We start from the raw sequence: 21,186 nt of genomic DNA on the forward strand, positions 1-21,186 counted from the left end.
CCACTTAAACGTGGTTTTGTTGTTATTTATCATCCACTAGAATTAAGAGATGGGTTATTTATCGTTAATAAATGCTAACCAACTTTGCAGTACTGACTCAAAGTCTTCCAGACCACAATAACACTCAGATTCCGCATTATACAGGCTCATGGAGTCTTCTAATAAGTGCTCTTCCTCAAAATCAATCACACTGGCAAACACTCTCACTTGCTCAAAGTCGATGTCGATAGTTAACTCTCCACCGATATCCCGCAAATGGTTAAGCGCCCCAGATTTGATTAACACAATCTGGGTGAGAATATGATTAGCTTTGCTCTTGTCGTCACCAAGCTCTTCAGCAAACCATCTGCCTAACACTTCATGACCCATGCTAAATTCAGCAAAGACCGTGCCTTCTAGGCGATTTCGACGAAATTGATATTCCATACTAGTACTCTTTTATTAGCATTTTTTCTATTTTAACCGATGAACGGCCACTCTGCTGCTCGTTAGTTCAGCAAATATTGCGCTTGATGGTTAAATGCACGATAAATAAAGGATTTCATTTTATAAGGTTGTTTTAAACTTGGGCAAGATAAAAAAATAGCGTAAATTATTACAATAGTGATCACATGGAATCTCTAATAATGAATAATGGTTTTATATACAGTTTATTGCTTACCGGCCCCAATGCTGGCCAGTCACTTACCGCGGAACAAATAGCACAATGGCAGCCTGCTGATGGGCTGTTGTGGTTACATCTGCGATATCGTGAACCTAAAGCTCGTAAATGGATTCTCAACTCCGGCTTACAGAGGGTTGAGATGGATACTCTGTTGGCCACTGATACTCGTCCACGAGTATTAAGTTCCGACAAAGGAATTTTACTGGCGTTACGAGGAGTTAATTTAAACCCAAACTCCGATCCAGAAGACATGGTCGCAGTGCGGATCTACGCTGAAGAGCACAAGATCATCTCAACCTGCGAGCGCCAGTTACAATCGGTGATTGATGTTGCCGATGCGATAACACAAGGCAAAGGTCCGGTTGATAGTGCAGCGTTTATCATGGCCATTTGTGAGCGTCTGACGCAACGTAAAGTGGAGTTTATTGGCAAACTGGAAGAGCAGCTCGATGAATTAGAAGAACGCGTTGTCACTCAAGTAAACAAAACCTTACGTACTGACATTGCCGAGCTGCGCAGACAAACCGTAGTATTGCGTCGCTACCTCGCGCCCCAACGAGAAGCATTTTCTCGTATGCTACAAGAAGCCAGCGAACTATTTGACGACAATGATAAAGTCCGCTTACGTGAAATACACGAAACCCTTATTCGAGTAATAGAAGATCTTGATGCAATACGCGATCGAGCCAGCGTTACGCAGGAAGAGCTTCAATCACAACAGTCGGAACAAGTGAATCAGAGACTGTATTTCTTATCATTGATTTCGGCGGTATTTTTACCATTAGGTTTTTTAACAGGTTTATTGGGCGTCAATATTGGCGGAATACCTGGCGCTGAATCAAATTGGGCTTTTGCCGCATTCTGTGGCGGATTGTTTGCGCTGATAGGTTTGCAAATGTACTTATTCTACCGTTTGAAATGGCTATAATCCGCCTCTAATATACATGATGGACATTGATCTGCTGAGGGTTAACTACTCGTCAAGAGCGGCTAATTTGCACGTAATGACAATAAAATGATTAGCGGAGTTAACTTGGTATTACCTAACGTTAAACTACTAACGTTGAGCAATATAAAGCGACGGAGTTAATCACTTATCCAAGGCCATTCTAAGCAAATTTAACTGTAAACAAAAAAGGACACCGAAGCGTCCTTTTTAATTTATATTTATCAGTCTTTTAACGACTGAAACAATGTTGATATTACTTAGTTTCTACTGCAGCAGGTGTTTTCTCTACTGACATTAATTCAACTTCAAAAACCAATGTTGAGTTAGCAGGAATAGTGCCAGTATCACGTTCGCCATAAGCTAATTCTGATGGGATAACAAACTTATACTTAGCGCCTACAGGCATTAACTGTACGCCTTCAGTCCAACCAGGAATAACACGGTTTAGTGGGAACTTAGCCGTTTCACCACGAGCATATGAACTGTCAAATTCGGTGCCATCAATTAACGTGCCACGGTAATGAACTTCAACAGTGTCTTCAGCAGCAGGCTTTTCACCACTACCGGCCTCTAATACTTCGTACTGCAAACCAGACTCAGTCGTGGTTACGCCTTCTTTGGCTTTATTGTCTTCTAAGAATTTTTTGCCATCTGCAATTGATTTAGCAGCTAACGTTTCAGCTTGCTCTAAGCGCTTGTCGTTTAGTTTTTTATCTAGGTTTTGTAATACAGTCTGCATTTCTTCTTCAGTTAACTGCATTTCTTCGCCTAAGCCATCGCTAAAGCCTTTAATCACCATAGCGCGGTCAACAGCAAAGCCTAATTCTTCTTGCTCTTTAATGTGACCAGACATGTACTTACCAATTGAACCACCAACACTATATGCTTCTTTTTGAACGTCAGTTGTCAATTCAACTTTCTTTTGAGCAACGTCTTGTTCCTGATTACACGCAGTAAGGCCAACAACGGCTAATGCAACTAACGATAATTTGTAAATAGATTTCATTAAAGCTTCCTCAGCATCCTATAGTGGTTACAATAACCTTAATACATTCAATCAATGAGATGTTTAATTGGTCATGTTCTCTTGCCACTTTATACTAGTTAAAACGGTTATACCATTGGGTAAACCTTATATGACAAGGTTTAGGACAATAATTCAAGGAGCAAGTTCATGATACGCGTTCCAATGCTGTTTTTTTGGCCAACTCTAGTCTTAGTAAGCCTATTATCTGCATGCCAACCAACAGCGACGAAAGTTAAGGTCATCACTACTGATGCCAGTTATAGTGCAAGTTTGTCAAATGATGCAACCATAGCCTTGGTTAGCACGGCTCATAATGGCGTACAGGTATGGGATCTTACTGACTCAACGTTGTCTTACCAGTGGCTCCAAGGCCAACAACAAAATACCAGTAACGTCATTGATACTGCGATATCAGCAAATAGCCTTTATGCTGCAACAATTAGCAGCCACTCACTTGCAATATGGCGATTAACCGATGGTTCATCTGTCGGATGGTGGTCTTTGCCTTCTTATGCGCAAAGTGTCGCCATCGCTAATACAGGGCAAACCCTTGTGGGCTTAGTCGATGGCTCTGTGATGTCATTGTCACCTGAAAAATCACGCTTAATTCAATTTTTGGGCCATCAAGAAAAAGTGAATAGCGTGTCTATTAGTGCCGATGGCAATACAGCATTAAGCGGCGGGAATGATGGTAAAGTATTACTTTGGCAAGCCCAAACGGGTCAACCATTACAACAATGGCAGTTAACATCCCGCATCACTAAAGTGGCGATTAACGATTCAGCGACTCTCAGCTTTGCAAGCGATATCACCGGTAATGCCACCCTGTGGCAGTCGGATACCGGTAAACCAATAAGTCATCTCGATATTAATCGACGCCAAATGAATTTTTCAAGTGCTCGCTTTGTTAATAATGACCAGCAATTACTCACAGGTACGCCATCAAGAGAAATCTTTTTATGGCAAATAGACTCAGGTAAACGACTTTCTCGCTGGCAAGTTCAATTGAGTAAAAACACCCAAAACAAAGGCGCTGTAGTATACTCTGCCGCAATGATAGCACCTGGCTCGATAGTCAGTATTAGCAGCCAAGGTTTAGTTGAATATTGGCAGTAATAACTAATGTAATAATTCAGTAATAAGAGGTCGACATGGAAAGCGTTTTACAAAAGATTGATGATCTTGAAATGAAATTATCATTTCAAGATATCTCCATTGAAGAGTTAAACCAAGAAGTGATAAAACTCAATGCATTAGTTGCCAGACAGCAACAGCAAATGCTATTAATGGTTAATAAACTGCATTCTATTGAGCCTAGTAACATGGCGTCTTCTGCCGAAGAGACTCCACCACCACATTACTAAAGCCTTGCGACCATACAAGATATTTTAGGATACTTTGACTGCTATCATAGTCAGCTGATATTCAGCAAATATGATATAGACTGTATTGAAATCGAGTGAATGGTCAGTACCATAGAATGAGACTATGCAAGTAATAACCTTGCTTACTCATAACAATTTAAACCATAAATAAGATTAACCTAGGTCGTCATCTAACGCGAATAACAAGGACAGCCGTCACCTATGCAGCTAAAGCCACTACTCAGCATTGCTACCACAGGCGAACAGATACTGACTCAAATTGCTGAGCCAGTGACGGTGTTTGACGACGCATTACATACCTTAGCTGATAACATCCTCAGCACTATGCTGAATGCAAATGGCGTCGGTATTGCGGCAACGCAAGTGTTCAGCAACGTAGCAATGTTTATCATGGCGTCAAATCCTAACGAACGTTATCCCCATGCGCCATCAATGCCTCCAACGGTAGTCATAAACCCACAGATTCTATCGGCATCTGCCGCAACAGAAACAGATGTAGAAGGTTGCTTATCCATTCCAGGTCAGCGGCTATCTATTGCACGACACAGCGAAATAGAAGTTCAGTATCAGTCGCTTGATGGCCAGTTACATCAACAAACATTAACGGGATTTGTTGCGCGTATTTTTCAACATGAATATGACCACCTGCAGGGTATTACTTTACTTGAACGGGTCAACCTCATGACACCTCAGATACTGGTGCCACAATGTTAAGAACATTCTGTATTGGGTTGAGTCTCATTATTGGCCTATCCGGTTGTGCCTTTAATAGTGTATTTGTTAACTATCCATCGCAAATAGCGCCATACAAGCAACAACTCAATAGCGATTCACCAACAGCAAAAATCACTGATTTGGCCGACAATATTAGCGGCAATGATGGCTTACTTTACGCCCAAGAGTCTGGGCGTATTATGCAAATTGCGGGTGACTTTAGCGGCAGTAAAACCTATTACCAACAAGCCATTGACGATTATCAAGTTTTTGATGATAAAGCCATCGTGAGTGCCAGTAAATTAGGTGCAGGGGCGAGCAGTCTTTTACTCAACGATAATGCCATTCCTTATCGAGGTCCGGGTTATGAGCGTATTATGTTGCATCAATATCAGGCACTTAATTATTTATTTAGTGGCGACGCTCAAGGGGCATTAGTAGAAGTTCGCCGCAGTAATGAATTGCAAAGTATGGAACAAGCACGCTATCAGAAATCACAAAAATCAGTGCAAGACATGGCCAATGGCACCATTGACGCGCAAGTAGCCCAATTAAGCAAAGAAGCGGGCAATGTCACCAGCTCGTTTCTAAACGCTTACAGCTATTACACTACTGGCTTGTTGCACGAACTTGCTAACGAGCCTAATGATGCGTTTATTGATTATCGCAAAGCAGCACAAATTACCCCAGACAATGTGTATTTACAGCAAGATTTAGTTCGTTTAGCTAAACAACTGGGGATGCCTCAATACGACGAATTTAAACGTCGCTGGGGAGAGGCGGTAATGCCTAAACCCGACCAAGGCCAAGTTGTGTTTATTATTGAACGTGATTTTGTACCAGAAAAACAGAGTATTACGGTACCTTTTCCACTTAACGGTAATATCCAATCCGCGTCATTAGCGACCTATCAACCACAACGTCAGTTAGTCAATAACAGCCAAATCCAAGGGTTAGACGCGCCACTCACAGCACAAACTATTGCTAACATTGATGCGTTAGCCATTAATGCCTTAAAAGAAGATTTACCCGCTGCGTTGTTTCGACAAGCCGCAAGAGTTTATGCTAAATACCAAATGAATCGAAGTGTACAAAACAGTAGTCAACGAGCCAATAATCAAGTTGATGCTGCTGCGATGGTAATGCAAATATTTAATGTTATCACCGAGCAAGCCGACCGTAGAAGTTGGTTAACCCTGCCACGTCAGGCTCAAATTGCTCGACAATTTATCGATGCCGGCAGCTATAATGTTCGCTTAAATAGCAGCCAAAATGTAAATATTGACGTAAAACCAAACCGTACAACATTAATTTGGGCAATAGAGACTGGAAATCGTACCCGTTTTTATTCGATAATCATCTGATAGACGATAATTGCTTATCAACTGTCACTCATCACCAATGGAATTTACTATGAAAAATTTGAAACTGATATTTGTATTAGCTGCAGTAATGGGGCTGAGCGCCTGTCAATCTAAAGTAGAGTATGGTGACGCGACGGAAGTCGAAACCGTTAACGAAAACTTCGGTTCAACTGATCTGCAAGTTATCGCAGCAAAAATGGTCGACAGCATGATGGCATTCCCACCTGTTGTGGTAATGACACAGAGCAACCGCCCGATTGTATTTGTGGATAAAATTAAAAACAAAACCTCTGAACATATCGATACAGAATCAGTGACCGACACCATTAGCAATAAACTATTACGCTCTGGTAAGTTCCGTTTTATTGATATGACTAAGGTTGATACTGTACGCAAACAACTTGATTATCAAAACAATGCCGGCATGGTAGACCCATCTACGGCAATTAAATTTGGCCGTCAAATTGGCGCGCAATATATGCTTTATGGCAACTTATCAAGCATCGTTAAACAAGATGGCAGCACCAAAGATGTTTACTACAAAATGACCATGCGGTTAATGGATCTTGAAACGGGCTTAATTGAATGGTCAGATGAAAAAGAAATCCGTAAAATGAAATCAAAGTCTTTTTTAGGCTTATAAATCATTACTCATAGCACTAAAGCCGACATTGTTGTCGGCTTTTTCATACATCAAATAAAAAGTTAGGAACACTAACGTGAAATTGTTATCCACTGAATTGTTTAGTCCTCGGGTCATCAAAACCAGTCTCATCGCATTATGTTGTGCTAGCCTTGTCAGCTGCAGCAGCTCACTTTCAACATCATCCTTGCAACGGGATGGCTCTGCCTACATAAGCCAAGTACAAGCACAAGCAAGATCCAACGTGGTATCAAATGCACAATATGAGCTAACTTTCTTTTTAAGTGAGCACAGCCAATTCAGTGCAAAATCGATTGTTCACTTTGACTTAAGCAGCGTGCCAAAATCACTAACGCTTGATCTTAACAAAGCCAATATTAAGCAATTTATTGTTAACGGAACCAAGGTATATCCTAATTACAATGGCGCTTATATTGTGTTAAATCAAAGTCTATTAGTTGATGGTCACAACACTGTAGAAGTTGAATTTACTCGAGAACACAGTACCAATGGCGAAGGCTTACATCGTTTTGTCGACCCAGTAGACAGTAAAGTTTATTTGTATTCACATTTTGAACCTGCAGCCGCCCAGCAAATGTTTGCAGTATTTGATCAACCGGATCTTAAAGCCAGTTATCAGATTAACGTCCATGCACCCAAAGATTGGCAAGTGATCAGTGCCATGCGTGAAACCAATGTGGTTGACCAAGGCGATACTAACTTATGGACCTTCCCTGCTACCCCAAAATTAAGCCCATATAACTTTTCTATGCACGCAGGTCCGTACCATGTTTGGGAAGATAATTCAGGCCGTTATCCGATGCGTTTATTTTCGCGTCAGTCTGTGGCCAACCAAGTTACCCCTCAAGATTGGTTCACTTATACCAAGCAAGGTTTAGACTTTTTTGATAGCTACTTTGGTATTGCTTATCCGTTTAAAAAATACGACCAAGTATTAGTGCCTGACTTTCTTTATGGCGCAATGGAAAACGCAGGAGCGATCACTTTTTCTGAAGACCGTTTCTTATTTAATGCCAAGATGACTGCCGAACAAAAAGAACGTTTAGCAGGCGTTATCATGCACGAAATGGCGCACCAATGGTTTGGCGACTTAGTCACCATGAAGTGGTGGAATGGCTTATGGTTAAATGAAAGCTTTGCCTCATTTATGGGCACCCTTGCTACCAGTGAAGCCACTGAATTTAGTCATGCATGGCGCACTTTTTATGCCTCTGGTAAACAAGCTGCTTACCATCAAGATAGTTTAGTCACGACTCACCCAATTGAAGTGCCCGTGGCCACCAGCCAAAATGCCTTTGATAATATCGACGCCATTACTTATCAAAAAGGTGCATCGACCATCAAGCAATTACGTCATTTACTCGGTGAAGAAACCTTCCGCCGTGGAGTGAGCCAATATTTACAACAATACAGTTATCAAAATGCTGAGCTTAATGACTTTATCAACAGTCTAGCTAAGGCTAGTGGTCGTGATTTGTCTTTGTGGACCAAAGAATGGTTGTACGCGGCGGGTGTGAATACCATCAAAGCTCAGTACACTTGTCAGCGAGGTCAAATTGACTCGTTTGGGTTAGTGCAAACATCTGATGATGAACAACATCCAACGTTACGTGAACAACGAGTACAACTAGGGTTGTTCAACAAAAATCGATATGGCATAGAAAAACAACAAGTGGTTGCGGTGACATACAAAGGCGCTTATACCGAAGTTGATCAGTTAATTGGCGAGGTTTGTCCTGATTTAGTGTATCCAAACTATGATGACTGGGGATTTGTGAAAGTAACGCTAGACTCTAGCTCATTTAACACCGCCAAACAGTCTCTAGGTCAAGTAACCGATCCGCTATTACGCTCTATGTTGTGGCAGAGCATGTGGGACAGTGTGATTGATGGTAAGACATCATTGGATCAGTTTTTAAATATCGCGTTAATTAATGCGCCACTCGAAAAAGACTACACCATTCTAGGTCAAGTACTTGGTAATCTGCAGCGTGCTAAGAACTATCTTGATTTAATGGCGCCAGCTAATGCGGCTTACAACAGTAAAATATCTAAGGCACTTAGCCAAATGAGCCTGCGGATGAGTATGGAAAGCTACCGGAATAGTGATTTTCAACGCCGTTGGTTCGATGCTTATATTAGTTTATCTAGCCATGGCGATGCGTTAAAACATATCCAATCATTACTGCAAAGTAAGAGCCATATTAAAGGGTTAAGCATAGATCAAGATTTACGCTGGGCGATGATCCGCCAATTAAACCGTTATGATTACGGTGATGCTCAGGCGCTACTCGCCCAAGAAAAACACCTTGATCAATCTGACTCTGGTGAAAAAGCCGCGATTGCAGCCGAGGTTATCCGCCCACAGTCATCGCTTAAGCGTCAGTGGTTAAATACCATTGAAAACAATGACAGCATGGCGTTCTCAAAAATTCGCGTCGCAATGTACAATATTTATCCGGCTGAACAAAAACTGTTAAGTGCCGCAACGGCAGAACAACGCTTTGCCAACTTGCCGCTAATGGACGATAAAGGTCCGGTATTTATGCGCAGTTTTGCGGCGCAATTAATTCCGACCGATTGTAGTGCAACAAACATAGAAGCTATTAGCCATGTTTTAGATACACAAACGGGTTTATCACCATTGGTGAGACGCGCCCTACTCGAAACCCGTCAACAAGAACAACGCTGCGTAAAAATCAAACAAAAATTACAGTAAGCTTACCCATTACAACGGTAAATCAATTACGTTAAATCTAAAAAAGCGCTGATATTTATCAGCGCTTTTTATTATCTTGACCAAATGGAGCCGACACTTAGCAAGTTATGTGGCGATCACTTTCAATAGTCCATCTATAAACATCATCATTGCCACTCACTAAGTGCGCACGCAAAAGCTCATCATCACTGGTGCATGATCGGTACTGTCGCTGTCGCGTTCATAGTCAGGCCGAACTAGATGACGATCAAACGTTTTATAATCAATTATATGAGCGAGGTTTTGCTGCTGAGTCGGATTAAACTCACTTGAGACTAATATGTAATCAAGTACTGAGCCACTGTTGCCATAGTAATGTGTCGGCTGCCTAGCAGGATGCGGTTGCTCATCCACTAGTGAGCTTGACTCAAATTCATCCAGGGCCAATGTCGCGTTACACTTAGTCGCGGCGATAAACAGCTCATAGCTGTCAAACAAACTACTTTGCTGTAACTCTGCCATTAATGAGGTTTCACCTAGTTTAGCCAGCCCAGGGTCTTCAATATCACTGCGATACACGCGTAATTGATTATTAAATGCCGCTAAGAGTTCACTGCCCATGGTGTCATTAAAGTCACCCATCAACATAAAGGGCTGCTGAGTTTGCTGTCTTCTCATCAGCATTTGATGGCACAATAGAGCTGATTCACTGCCGCGCTGTAAACTGGATGCCCAACGCCCAAGCACTTGCCGTGCAACAAAATCAGCACCGCCATGTAAGCCACTTTCACTGATATCGTCACGACTCACGCCACTGCGTTTAGACTTAAGGTGAATGACATAACAATCACATGGACCAAATACTGGTAACTGTATCGTAGCCCGTAACGGTTTACGGCTAAAACTAAATGACTCCGCTAAACCTAACTGGCTGACCCATTGCGGATCTGGGCTGACATTAGCTGAATCAATAATAGGATACTTTGATGCTATCGCGACCACAGGGCTGCGGTACACATAATCACTTACTACCTCGGGTAAATCTAGCGCCACAAAATATTCATAACCCAACGACTCAGTCAACTTAGCTAAGGCATCAGGACTAAACACTTCCTGAAAAGCAATAATGTCAGGTTGATTGTGGCTAATAAACTCACCTAACCATGCACATTTTTTTTGCCATTGCTTATCACTATAGATGTTTTCAAAGTCATAGTAGGCGTGAGGCGGTTCAATAAAGTTAAATAAATTAATGCTTACGACACTAAATGTAAGCTCGGGTGATGGAGCGGTTAATACATCGTTTACGTCCAAAATATTTTGCTCTCTGTAAAACTTATATTAAGGGTACTGACAACATTGTTATTTGTCGAATTTAACTCCCCTCAACCAGGAATAATGCAACATAAACAAAATAACCTAAAAAAACTGAACCTACATTCACAAATACGCGTAATGCATAATAGTTAGACGTTAAGTGATATCTGATTGACTATCCCCCGATACAGCTGATCCGATAAAGTAACACCCGATGTTCTAAGACAATCATCCTCCGTAAGACCCTTTATGGCTTATCCCTCACCCTGATAAGCCATTTTTTTACGGCATTGTTTCTATAGCACATGTGCTTATCGAACTAAAATGAATAGGAGTATATGATGGGATCACTCAATGCAAATAATCGGCATGTCTGCCAAACAATACAAATAGGCATTGCTACTGCCGTTGGGGTTTTATTATTAATTGGCCAACCCGTCTGGAGTGCCAGTGAGGACAACATGCTATTTCACTTTACTGACCCAAGCCACTTCACAGCGTGGAACATCAATAATGACACTGTGATGGGCGGTATTTCGCAAAGCCAAATTAAGCTTAATGAGCAACAAGCGTTATTATTCTCTGGACAGGTTTCCTTGGCAAATAATGGCGGATTTGCATCGACAGAATCCAGCTTTATCCATCAAATTGCCGATGCATCATTACTCACTATCACGGCCAAAGGTGACGGAAAAATATATCAAATCCGCCTAAAAACACCGAATTTATCTTATGGTGAAGCCTATGTGGCTAACGTTAATACTCAAGCTGATACACTCACTCAACATACTTTTACCCCGGCAGATTTTACTGTCAGCTTTAGAGGGCGAGCGGTCACGAATGCCCCTACATTAAACTTTGAAGATATTGATCGTGTTGGTTTTCTCGTGGCACAAAAACAACAAGGTCCATTTATAATTGAGTTACACTCAATACAGTTTGACCGATAAATATGTTAATACATAAGGGTATTCATTGAATTTACCAATACACATAAAAGGCATTATTTTTGATTTAGACGGCACCTTAGTTGAGTCCAGTTTAGATTTTGACTTAATTCGCCAACAAATTGGTTGCCCTAATGGCGTAGACCTTCTTAAATACGTCGACGAGTTAAGTTGCAAAGCCACTCAAGCCAACGCAAACAAAATTATTCTTGAGCATGAATATCAAGATGCTATGAGTGCCAAACCAATCAAAGGCATGACCGAACTGATTAACGCTATTGAAGCGGCCAAATTACCCACAGCCATAGTGACTCGTAATAGCCTTGCAGCCAGTGCCATGAAGGTAACACAAAATAATATCGCCATAGACCATGTGTTAACCCGAGAGCACTTCCCTGCAAAGCCGGCACCCGATGCGTTACTGGCCATTGCAACACAATGGCAAATACATCCCCAGCATATTATCTATGTTGGTGATTACTTATACGATATTCAAGCAGCTAATAACGCGGGAATGATAGCCTGTTTAATTAATCATGGCATCGAACGTGATTATCAACATTTAGCCGATATTGTTATCGAAGAGTTGAGTCAACTCCAGCAATTAATAATCAATAACTCACCGAGCGATTAACGCCAGTACTAACGTTAATAATAAATAAGAACTACCACATGAATATGAATCAAATTCACCCAAAAAAATTACTGAATAGTAAATGGACCAAAGTTAACGTGGTTCAAAAGTTGAAGCATTTTACAGTGACTAAAGTTGAGTATGACGAGCAACAAAACGTGGTTGAATGTCTTATCCGTGCAGAAATGAATGCAGAAGAATGCTCTATTAATTGGCGCGTTCTTAAGGATCCGCAACAGTGGAAAATTGGTTGGCAATAATCTACTGCAAAACACATTTATTATGCCGTTTGATAATAAAAAAGTGACTCTTGTTTAAATACAATGAGTCACTTTTTTGTACTATCATTAGCATAACCTTAGCTAACGAGTTTCAAGATAATAAACGGTTATCAAACTGCTTGTTGATCTGTTTACTATTGCATTGACTACAACAACTGACTATAGCTTCGTTATTAGCCTTGCAACAAAAATAACCAGTTTGTCATTGAAACCCATTATTCTATTTAACTCGGCTATTATTTTATGATAAAGATTGAACCTTCGAGCCTAAATTGAAGGGTTTCTAAACCCCAATCAGATAACATGACGTCCTGGATTCGTTGGCCATCACCTTCACTACTACATCCCCACATTTTTGCACATGTTTGTCCCGCTATATTCGATCCAGTGCCTTTTGAAGTGTCAGGGATCATGTGGTTCAATTGGGTAATATGCGAGCCAAACATGTCTTCAAATGTATCCATTTGTACGTCAATGGTTTCCATTTCACCTTGAGGAAAATTGATCGCTGCAGTCTGCTGGTTTGAAACAGTTTTCTCAGGGATTAACGTGACAACATCTTTTGAAATTAAAGCGTAAAGTTTGCTCAGCGGTAAATCTTTAGTTGATTCATGTAAGTAAAGTATTTGCCCATAATTTCTGGCTGCAAAATTATTTTCTTCATAAGCTATAGCAAGGTATTGATCTGCAAGTGCCAAATCTTGTTCTACCATGCCACCACCTAAATACATTTTACCCAATAAATACGATGACTGAGAGTGGCCCATCTTTGATGCGAACTGTAAAAACTCAACACCTTCGTCGACATCTTTCAGAGGAGTATCTTGTAAATACAAGACACCCGCTTTATATTTTGCATCCAGTACACCATATTTACCTGCACGTCGGTACCATTTTAACGCCATGTCTAAATCTTTATTGGTGCCATAACCGGTGTAATAGAATTCAGCTAACATGGCCATTGCTGAGGAGTGGCCTCGTTTCGTTAAAATGCGATAGGCTTTAAAGTATTCAATACATTCAGACGTGTTGCACTCAGGTAATTGGTTTGCTTGGCTTTTAAATGGAGCGAAAGCGAGAAAGCTTAATATTAAGCTCAAAATAATAGCATTTTGTTTCATCATGTTAAGTCCTTTTTATATACGATTCATTACTATTAGCATTTATATGCAAAATGTCTATAGTAATTATGTCTATAAAACTAACCGTACGTTATATCTAATATTATCAATCGATTACCTAATTATTCTTCAAAAGTAATCTAATACTCTAACAATAGCCACTTCCCTACTGCCATTAAAATCAATCCACAACTGACGAATATTAGTAAACTCATATACTCCAATGAGATTTATTTACCGCACACACCAATGTTCAACCAAATCGAGTAGCTTCAAATCGATTCAATATTCGATGCACCACATAACACAGTAATAATGTTGCCACGATAGCGACTAATATGCTGCTTATTCGGTACAAAGCACTAAAAACTAAGTCATTATCTGGGGTTAAGTATTGACCGAATAATATCCCTAAGGTGGTCATAGCACCGAATCCCACTCCAGAGCCACTCGCTTCTCTCACGTGTACTTGGCTAAACAACATTAAGCCTATCCACAATAGTGGTATCACAAAAATCAATAATCCAGACCAATCATAGAGTAACCCTTGTCCCACCAAGCCGAAAGTCACGCCAAACAAGGTACCGATAGCTCGTTTGCGGGCATAACCGAGCGCACCATTCCAATGCATTGGGAATAACAATAACAAGGTGGTGGCTTGAGCAGACATAGAATCACGTAAGTTAAATACCTGAAAAACCACAAATGATGCAGTTGCAATAGATGCACCGAGTAACGCTTCGTGTCGCATGCGGTTAGGCACTTTAACCACGGCAGCAACTGGTGCTCTTGGTTCAACATCGGGCCATAAAGCCGTCATAGCATAAGCGATTACAACAGAGGCCGCTGTCGCCCAAAAATTACTGAAAATGAGATTATTAATATCGACACTCGGATAACTGGCAAAGTGCAGCATAATGCTTAAGCTGATAACCCCGTTAGCGCCAAATAAAAACAAACTACCGCGTGACATTGCCGCAAAACGATACAAAAATAGCACAAACACGATAGGTAATATCACCCCAGCGTGAGAGCCAAATAAGCCACCTAAAATACCCACTTCAATCCCAGACATTACAGATGATGCCAATAATTGCCTCATCGCATGTGCATTCATCACAGGGACTAAACCCAGTAACAACATTGGAGTGACGGTAAAAAATACACCATAACTGAGGTCGAAAAATTTACATATCGCAAATCCTAGTGTGGCGCCTGTTGCTATGCGTAAACATTGGCGTAAATCGTTTGTAGTCAAAGGACTATGGCGTAATAACATATGAACAACCTACGACATTGATACAAGATACTGCACACAAATAAATTAACCTGCAGCATTGCCTTGAGTGTGAATGGGTGTAATGAGTATTAACAATCAGTATTGGGCTTAACTGCGGCGTTAATAGATATAATGCAGCGTGCTGATAACCTTAATTTGAACCTTGGCTAGAAAGCCAAGTAAACCGCTATTAGGTACTAATTGCACCGTTGCACGTGCTCCAGCGGGTAATGCATTAACGCCTTGGTGGTCAAGTTCAAGGTGTAAACGTAAACGCTGAGCATCACGTACCCAACGTACCGATTCTTGCGGATCAGCTAAACGGCCATTGGCATCAAATTGCCCGGCACTCACACCGGCATCTACGGTACTCACTTTGGCATGATATAAACGTCCAGGTTGACCATCAAATGCAACAAGCGCAGTTGATTGTGGCTCAATACCGCGTAAACTTTTTTCTCTAAAATCAGCAATAATATCGACGTTTTCTGACACTACAGCTAATAGCGGCTGTCCAACAGTGGCAAAGCTGCCGACTTCTAACTGTAAGTTAGTCACCACGCCATTTTGGTCTGCGCGAATTTGAGTGTATGACAGGTTTAATTCTGCTTGAGCTAAACGATTTTGAGCTTGACGGACTTTTAAATTATCTTCGCCATTGCGTCCACGACTTACCACTAGCTTAGTTAAGCGAGCTTTAGCGGCAAGTAAATTGGCCTGCGCCGTGACGGCCTCACTTTGAGCTTGATCGGTTAACTGCTGCGATACACCTCGAGAGGCATACAGAGCATCAAGGCGTTTTGCTTCACTATTTCTCTGCTGTGCACTACTTTGATTTGCCTGAACATCTGCTTTGGCTGCTAGTATCGATGCATCAAGTTCAGCGTTATCTTGTTTTGCTTGCTCTAACGCCAATGTAGCTTGCTCAGCCGCTAACTCGTAAGGGGCTGAGTCGATGCTAAATAACACATCACCTTTAGCCACAAGTTGGTTATTTTCGACGGCAATAGATGCAATTTTACCACTGACTTGTGGCGTCACTTTAGTGACCATTCGTGTGGCCATGGCTTGCGGCGTCATAGGCATTACTGCATCGGCAAACATAAAGTAACCAAACACCATTACAAACATAAAAATAGCGATTTTAACGAGTCGAGCAAATTGTTGATCTGGGGTCATGTTATTTCTCATTCAGGAATTTTGTTGTCTTGTTCAGTGTTCTTATGCAGCGCAGCAAGAGCATTATCACTAATAAGACTAATGACACGTTCAAATTCACTTAATTCTTGGCTGCTAATACCTGCAAGTAAATCTCGACGAACCAACATAATGCGGCTTTCCATCTGCTTAAGCATGTCGATGCCTTCAGGAGTTAAGCTGACTATTCGTGCTCGCTTATCGTTCTCGCAGCAGCGGCGCTGTATATATCCTTGCTGTTCTAACTGGCTCAAAGTGCGCATTAAAGAGGGCAATTCTATCTCTAAAGCATCGGCAAGCACCTTTTGGCTGACGTTATCGCCCAAGCGCAGTAACTTCCACAGCGCAGTCCAGCGAGGGTGAGTTAACCCTAATGGTACGAGCTCCGCGTCTGCAGCGGTGCGCCATAAACGATGTAATCGCCCTAAGTGCTCAGCAAGTGAAAGTTCTTTTAATCGCTCTAATTCTTTATACATAATAAATTGCCATTTAGTTAGCGTGCTAAGCATTATAACAACTTAGCATGCTAAGTAAATGACTGATGTTAATTAATCCATAAACTTCTATAGCGTTGAAACTAATTTATTGATAACTGTGACTAAAAATGACTAGCGTTGATTACACGAACAAGAAAGATTAGGCCTTTAGTCACATGACATTACGCGGAAAAGAGAACATGAGTGTTATTTAGACAAAGATGATCAGTATCACCAAAACAGAGTGTCAGTTTGACATTAACAGTCTTTTTGACACTCATTAAATATGTCACTTTGACAACAGCTTAACGACAGGTAAAAACAAAATTCATTAATAACAGTAACTTAATAACAATAAAAAGTTGGCACGACTTGTGTAATGCTCTGGTCATCTGTATCAAAATGACTTTGCGCTAAGAGGACTTATGAGCAAAAATAAACTCACCGGCATTGCACTGCTAATCGTGCTAGTGGCTTCCTTCACGGTATTACTCAGTTTAGGCAGCGGCATATATCGAGAAAAACCGCCGATTCCAACGGCTTTCACTGACACCAGTGGCCAACCCATATTTACCAAAAATGATATTGAGCAAGGCCAACTTGTATGGCGTTCAATGGGCGGGCATCAGTTAGGATCAATTTGGGGCCATGGTTCTTATGTGGCACCAGATTGGACTGCAGATTGGTTACATCGTGAAGCCCAAGCTTGGTTGTCTATCACCGCAAACGAGCGCTTTAATCGTGATTTTTCTGAACTCAATCCTGAGCAGCAAGCCGGTTTAGAAGAAGCCCTCAGAAATGATATACGGCATAATACGGTTGTCGACAGTGCTGAAGATAAAACCTATGTTGCGCTTTCAAATACCAGAATTGCAGCGATAAATGAAGTGAGTCAACACTATTTATCACTCTTTGGCGACGACCCTGCACTGTCATCATTGCGCGAACAATACGCAATGAAAGAAGGTACTATCACGGATGCCAGCCACCGAGAGTTGTTAAACGGCTTTCTTTTTTGGGGAGCGTGGGCTGCGGTAACTGAGCGCCCTGGTTATGATTATACTTACACCAATAACTGGCCATACGATCCACAAATTGGCAACGTCCCCACTTCAGACAACATTGTTTGGTCAGTACTAAGCTTAGTGACATTGCTTCTTGGTATTGGCATGCTGGCTTGGCATCACGCCACCTGCAAAGAGGAACCATTGCCAGAACCAGCCAAAGGTGATCCATTATTTTTTACTAAACCTACGCCATCGCAAAAAGCCGTCGGAAAGTATTTTGTTACTGCAATTGGACTGTTTTTACTGCAAATATTAGTTGGCGGAATTACCGCGCATTACGCAGTTGAAGGCCAAGAATTTTATGGTTTCCCAATATCTGAAATTCTGCCTTATTCTGTTACCCGTACTTGGCATACTCAACTCGCAGTATTTTGGATTGCCACAGCATGGTTAGGCACAGGGCTATATATTGCCCCTGCACTATCAGGATACGAACCTAAGTATCAACGCTTAGGGGTAAACGTACTTTGGGTCGCGTTAGTCGTTATCGTATTGGGCTCTATGGCTGGTGAATGGATTGGCGTACAACAATACTTTGACCTAGACATGAACTATTTATTCGGACATCAAGGATATGAGTACATTGATTTAGGACGCGTATGGCAAATATTATTGTTTGTGGGCTTATTAATTTGGACCGTGTTAATCACTGCAGCTATGCGTCCCGCATTAAAAGTTAACAGCGACATACTGCCGGCAATTTGGATTCTATACGCCTCTTGTGTCGCCATCGGCTTGTTTTATGGTGCAGGCCTGTTTATGGGCAAACACTCAAACCTTGCCATCGCAGAATATTGGCGCTGGTGGGTGGTGCACTTATGGGTAGAAGGCTTCTTTGAAACATTTGCAACAGCCGTTATCGCATTAATGCTCGTTCGCTTAGGCCTTATCCGTGCACGCAGTGCCAACGGTGCGGTATTATTCACAACAGTGGTGTTTTTAACTGGCGGCTTAATCGGCACTTTACATCATTTATACTTTACCGGTACTCAAACTTCAGTCATTGCTTGGGGAGCCATATTCTCGGCACTTGAAGTGGTGCCGTTAGCATTAATTGGTTTTGAAGCAGTGGGAACCTATCGTTTACGTAAAGCGAGCCCTTGGATGGAACGTTATCACTGGGTCATTATGTTCTTTGTGGCAACCTCATTTTGGAACTTAATTGGTGCAGGTGTATTAGGTTTCTTAATTAACCCACCAATATCGCTTTATTTTATCCAAGGTTTAAATACTACTGCGACACATTCTCATGGTGCATTTATGGGCGTGTACGGTATGTTAGGCATAGGGCTAATGCTATTCTGTTTACGCGGATTAACAGGCGATATGCAATGGAACCAAAAATACCTTAAAGGGGCATTCTGGACATTAAATATCGGCTTAGCAGCAATGCTGTTTATGTCATTATTGCCTGTCGGAATTGTGCAGTTCTTTGCGGTCATTGACCACGGCTATTGGTATGCTCGTTCACCTGCGGTGATCCACAGCGATTTAGTGGAAAGCCTTGTATGGACACGAATGTTCGGTGACATTATCTTCAGTATTGGTGGATTATTGATGGCGGCGTTCTTATTTGACATCATCAAGAAAGCCATTGCTAGCAAAGGCGTTAAAGCGAAACAAGCTAGTCCATTAACGATTAACTAAGTATGCATTAATAAACACGCTTTGATAACCATCATCAGGGGCCTTTGTGGCCCCTTTAGTTTCAACAATTTGGGCTTTACCCTTGTTGTTATATTCACACTTGTCATAATGACACTTATTATGTTCCTTTCTGGAGTTTAGCATGGCATTGAGACAAGCTGACTTAACCCGTATCGCACTTGATATCACGTCCAATTTATCTAAACGTGATCGATTCTCTCGTTTATTAACCACAGTAAGAGAAACCCTCGATTGTGATGCTGCTGCACTGTTATCGTTCCAAGGGCATCAATTCAAGCCATTAGCGATTGATGGACTGAGTGCGGATGTATTAGGACGGCGCTTTATTTTAAGTGAGCATCCGCGACTTGAAACCATTGCCCGAGCGGGTGATATTGTCCGTTTCCCTTCCAATAGCGAATTACCCGACCCTTACGATGGCTTAATCCCCAATGTAGATGGTGACTTAAAAGTGCATGCCTGCATCGGTTTACCATTATTCGCTAACGAGCAACTCATTGGCGCATTAACTATTGATGCATTAGATCCCAATAAGTTTGATCAATTCAGTAATAATGAACTGCGCAGCTTTAGCGCAATTGCAGCGGCTTCATTAAACAACGCATTGCTGATTGATAAACTTGAAAAACAAGCGTCAACGTTTACCATCCCCCATACCCAACCCTCTAGGCTATTAGACACAGAAACAGAAACCGAAATAATTGGTCAGGCCGATAATCTATTATCGCTGCTTAATGAAGTGAATGTGGTGGCAGAAACTGAACTCAACGTGTTGATTTTAGGAGAAACGGGTACCGGTAAAGAATTGATAGCCAAGCAGATCCATCAACAATCTGCACGAGCCAATAAACCACTGGAGTATTTAAACTGTGCTGCACTTGCTGAATCCGTTGCCGAAAGCGAACTCTTTGGTCATGTAAAAGGCGCGTTTACTGGCGCTATTAGCCATCGTAGCGGCAAATTTCAAGTAGCCGATAAAGGTACATTATTTTTAGATGAAATTGGTGAACTACCTCTTAACTTACAAGCAAAACTTCTGCGAGTACTGCAATTTGGCGACGTGCAAAAGGTCGGTGATGATCGTAGCTTAAAAGTCGATGTTCGTATTATTGCCGCAACCAATAAAGACCTAAAAAGCGAAGTATTGGCCGGACGATTTAGAGCAGATTTATACCATCGTTTAAGCGTGTTCCCGGTTATGGTTCCACCACTAAGAGAACGTCAACAAGATATCCATTTATTAGCGGGCTACTTTATCGAGCGCTATAGACAGCAATTACACTTGGCCCATTTAAGATTAGAGCCTTCATCATTGCAATTACTGGAGCAATATGACTGGCCTGGCAACATACGTGAACTTGAGCATTCCATTCATCGAGCCGCTGTTTTAGCTAAATCACAAAGCCAAAAAGATGGTTTATGCATCATTAACAACAGCCATTTTGAATTTGCACAGTCATCGCCTGATGCTATCCATTCAAACAAAAACCTGACGCTTAAACAGTCGGCAACATCTTTACCACAAACAAGCTTACGAGATGCAACAGATCAGTTTCAAAATCAATTTATCCAGCAAATATATACTCAGCAAGGGAGTAATTGGGCTGCAACCGCACGCCAATTGCAAATAGATTCAGGTAACTTACACAGGCTGGCTAAACGCTTAGGATTAAAATAAAAAAAGTAAAAAATTTCAGTTGAAATATTAGCCGTAATAAGTAACGATGCGCCCTA

Annotated in this window: 19 protein-coding genes; 12 read left to right on the forward strand and 7 right to left on the reverse strand. The window is 41.5% G+C overall.

Annotated features, from left to right (window positions below):
- Positions 1–54 precede the first annotated feature (54 nt).
- Entirely contained in the window at positions 55–426 is a 372-nt protein-coding gene (locus GUY17_RS17230) for a YacL family protein (protein ID WP_162023838.1), read from the reverse strand.
- A 200-nt stretch (positions 427–626) separates the two neighbouring features.
- Here GUY17_RS17230 and GUY17_RS17235 point away from each other — a divergent pair, with 200 nt between their 5' ends.
- Positions 627–1,592: a zinc transporter ZntB gene (locus tag GUY17_RS17235; protein ID WP_162024393.1), complete on the forward strand. Its 966-nt coding sequence runs from the start codon at positions 627–629 to the stop codon at positions 1,590–1,592.
- A gap of 274 nt (positions 1,593–1,866) precedes the next feature.
- Here GUY17_RS17235 and fkpA read toward each other — a convergent pair whose 3' ends face one another.
- Positions 1,867–2,619, reverse strand: coding sequence for an FKBP-type peptidyl-prolyl cis-trans isomerase (fkpA, locus tag GUY17_RS17240; RefSeq protein WP_101085300.1), 753 nt, complete (start codon positions 2,617–2,619; stop codon positions 1,867–1,869).
- Between the two features lie 168 nt (positions 2,620–2,787).
- Between fkpA and GUY17_RS17245 the strand changes: the two genes are divergently transcribed.
- The 6 genes from GUY17_RS17245 (at position 2,788) to pepN (ending at position 9,486) form a co-directional block, all read left to right on the forward strand.
- Positions 2,788–3,756, forward strand: coding sequence for a WD40 repeat domain-containing protein (locus GUY17_RS17245; protein ID WP_101085299.1), 969 nt, complete (start codon positions 2,788–2,790; stop codon positions 3,754–3,756).
- Between the two features lie 35 nt (positions 3,757–3,791).
- Positions 3,792–4,004, forward strand: a complete 213-nt coding sequence (locus GUY17_RS17250; RefSeq protein WP_011638679.1) for a SlyX family protein — start codon at positions 3,792–3,794, stop codon at positions 4,002–4,004.
- A 222-nt stretch (positions 4,005–4,226) separates the two neighbouring features.
- Positions 4,227–4,739 (forward strand): peptide deformylase, encoded by a 513-nt coding sequence (gene def, locus GUY17_RS17255; protein WP_162023839.1) that lies wholly within the window; start codon positions 4,227–4,229, stop codon positions 4,737–4,739.
- Positions 4,733–6,103: a COG3014 family protein gene (locus GUY17_RS17260; protein WP_162023840.1), complete on the forward strand. Its 1,371-nt coding sequence runs from the start codon at positions 4,733–4,735 to the stop codon at positions 6,101–6,103. The genes def and GUY17_RS17260 overlap by 7 nt, the downstream gene beginning before the upstream one ends.
- A gap of 49 nt (positions 6,104–6,152) precedes the next feature.
- Entirely contained in the window at positions 6,153–6,746 is a 594-nt protein-coding gene (gene lpoB, locus GUY17_RS17265; protein ID WP_174839654.1) for a penicillin-binding protein activator LpoB, read from the forward strand.
- Positions 6,747–6,822: 76 nt separating this feature from the next.
- Entirely contained in the window at positions 6,823–9,486 is a 2,664-nt protein-coding gene (gene pepN / locus GUY17_RS17270; protein WP_162023841.1) for an aminopeptidase N, read from the forward strand.
- Positions 9,487–9,645: 159 nt separating this feature from the next.
- Here the strand turns inward: pepN and GUY17_RS17275 are convergent, their stop codons facing one another.
- The gene (locus GUY17_RS17275) at positions 9,646–10,779 is read right to left on the reverse strand and encodes an endonuclease/exonuclease/phosphatase family protein (protein WP_162023842.1); all 1,134 of its coding nucleotides are present in this window, start codon (positions 10,777–10,779) and stop codon (positions 9,646–9,648) included.
- Between the two features lie 341 nt (positions 10,780–11,120).
- Here GUY17_RS17275 and GUY17_RS17280 point away from each other — a divergent pair, with 341 nt between their 5' ends.
- The 3 genes from GUY17_RS17280 to GUY17_RS17290 are packed head-to-tail and all read left to right on the forward strand — an operon-like array spanning position 11,121 to position 12,623.
- Positions 11,121–11,732 (forward strand): CIA30 family protein, encoded by a 612-nt coding sequence (locus GUY17_RS17280; protein ID WP_162023843.1) that lies wholly within the window; start codon positions 11,121–11,123, stop codon positions 11,730–11,732.
- Positions 11,733–11,757: 25 nt separating this feature from the next.
- A complete protein-coding gene (locus tag GUY17_RS17285; RefSeq protein WP_162023844.1) occupies positions 11,758–12,363 on the forward strand; it encodes an HAD family hydrolase in 606 nt (201 codons plus the stop codon).
- 44 nt (positions 12,364–12,407) lie between these two features.
- Complete coding sequence (locus GUY17_RS17290; RefSeq protein WP_162024394.1) at positions 12,408–12,623, forward strand: TIGR02450 family Trp-rich protein; 216 nt, start codon at positions 12,408–12,410, stop codon at positions 12,621–12,623.
- Between the two features lie 257 nt (positions 12,624–12,880).
- On the opposite strand, the gene GUY17_RS17295 is transcribed toward GUY17_RS17290, so the two are convergent.
- The 4 genes from GUY17_RS17295 to slyA form a co-directional block, all read right to left on the reverse strand.
- The gene (locus tag GUY17_RS17295) at positions 12,881–13,768 is read right to left on the reverse strand and encodes a tetratricopeptide repeat protein (protein ID WP_162023845.1); all 888 of its coding nucleotides are present in this window, start codon (positions 13,766–13,768) and stop codon (positions 12,881–12,883) included.
- Between the two features lie 250 nt (positions 13,769–14,018).
- On the reverse strand, positions 14,019–15,044 hold the full coding sequence (locus GUY17_RS17300) for a DUF2955 domain-containing protein (protein WP_162023846.1): 1,026 nt from the start codon (positions 15,042–15,044) through the stop codon (positions 14,019–14,021).
- Positions 15,045–15,164: 120 nt separating this feature from the next.
- Positions 15,165–16,223, reverse strand: coding sequence for an HlyD family secretion protein (locus GUY17_RS17305; RefSeq protein ID WP_162023847.1), 1,059 nt, complete (start codon positions 16,221–16,223; stop codon positions 15,165–15,167).
- 8 nt (positions 16,224–16,231) lie between these two features.
- On the reverse strand, positions 16,232–16,717 hold the full coding sequence (gene slyA, locus GUY17_RS17310) for a transcriptional regulator SlyA (protein WP_101085289.1): 486 nt from the start codon (positions 16,715–16,717) through the stop codon (positions 16,232–16,234).
- Positions 16,718–17,142: 425 nt separating this feature from the next.
- Here slyA and GUY17_RS17315 point away from each other — a divergent pair, with 425 nt between their 5' ends.
- Both GUY17_RS17315 and norR read left to right on the forward strand, forming a co-directional pair.
- Complete coding sequence (locus tag GUY17_RS17315; RefSeq protein WP_162023848.1) at positions 17,143–19,431, forward strand: nitric-oxide reductase large subunit; 2,289 nt, start codon at positions 17,143–17,145, stop codon at positions 19,429–19,431.
- 142 nt (positions 19,432–19,573) lie between these two features.
- Entirely contained in the window at positions 19,574–21,130 is a 1,557-nt protein-coding gene (gene norR, locus GUY17_RS17320; protein WP_162023849.1) for a nitric oxide reductase transcriptional regulator NorR, read from the forward strand.
- Positions 21,131–21,186 lie beyond the last annotated feature (56 nt).

Origin of the sequence: Shewanella sp. Arc9-LZ (genome assembly GCF_010092445.1) — a bacterium.
Taxonomy (GTDB): Bacteria; Pseudomonadota; Gammaproteobacteria; order Enterobacterales; family Shewanellaceae; genus Shewanella.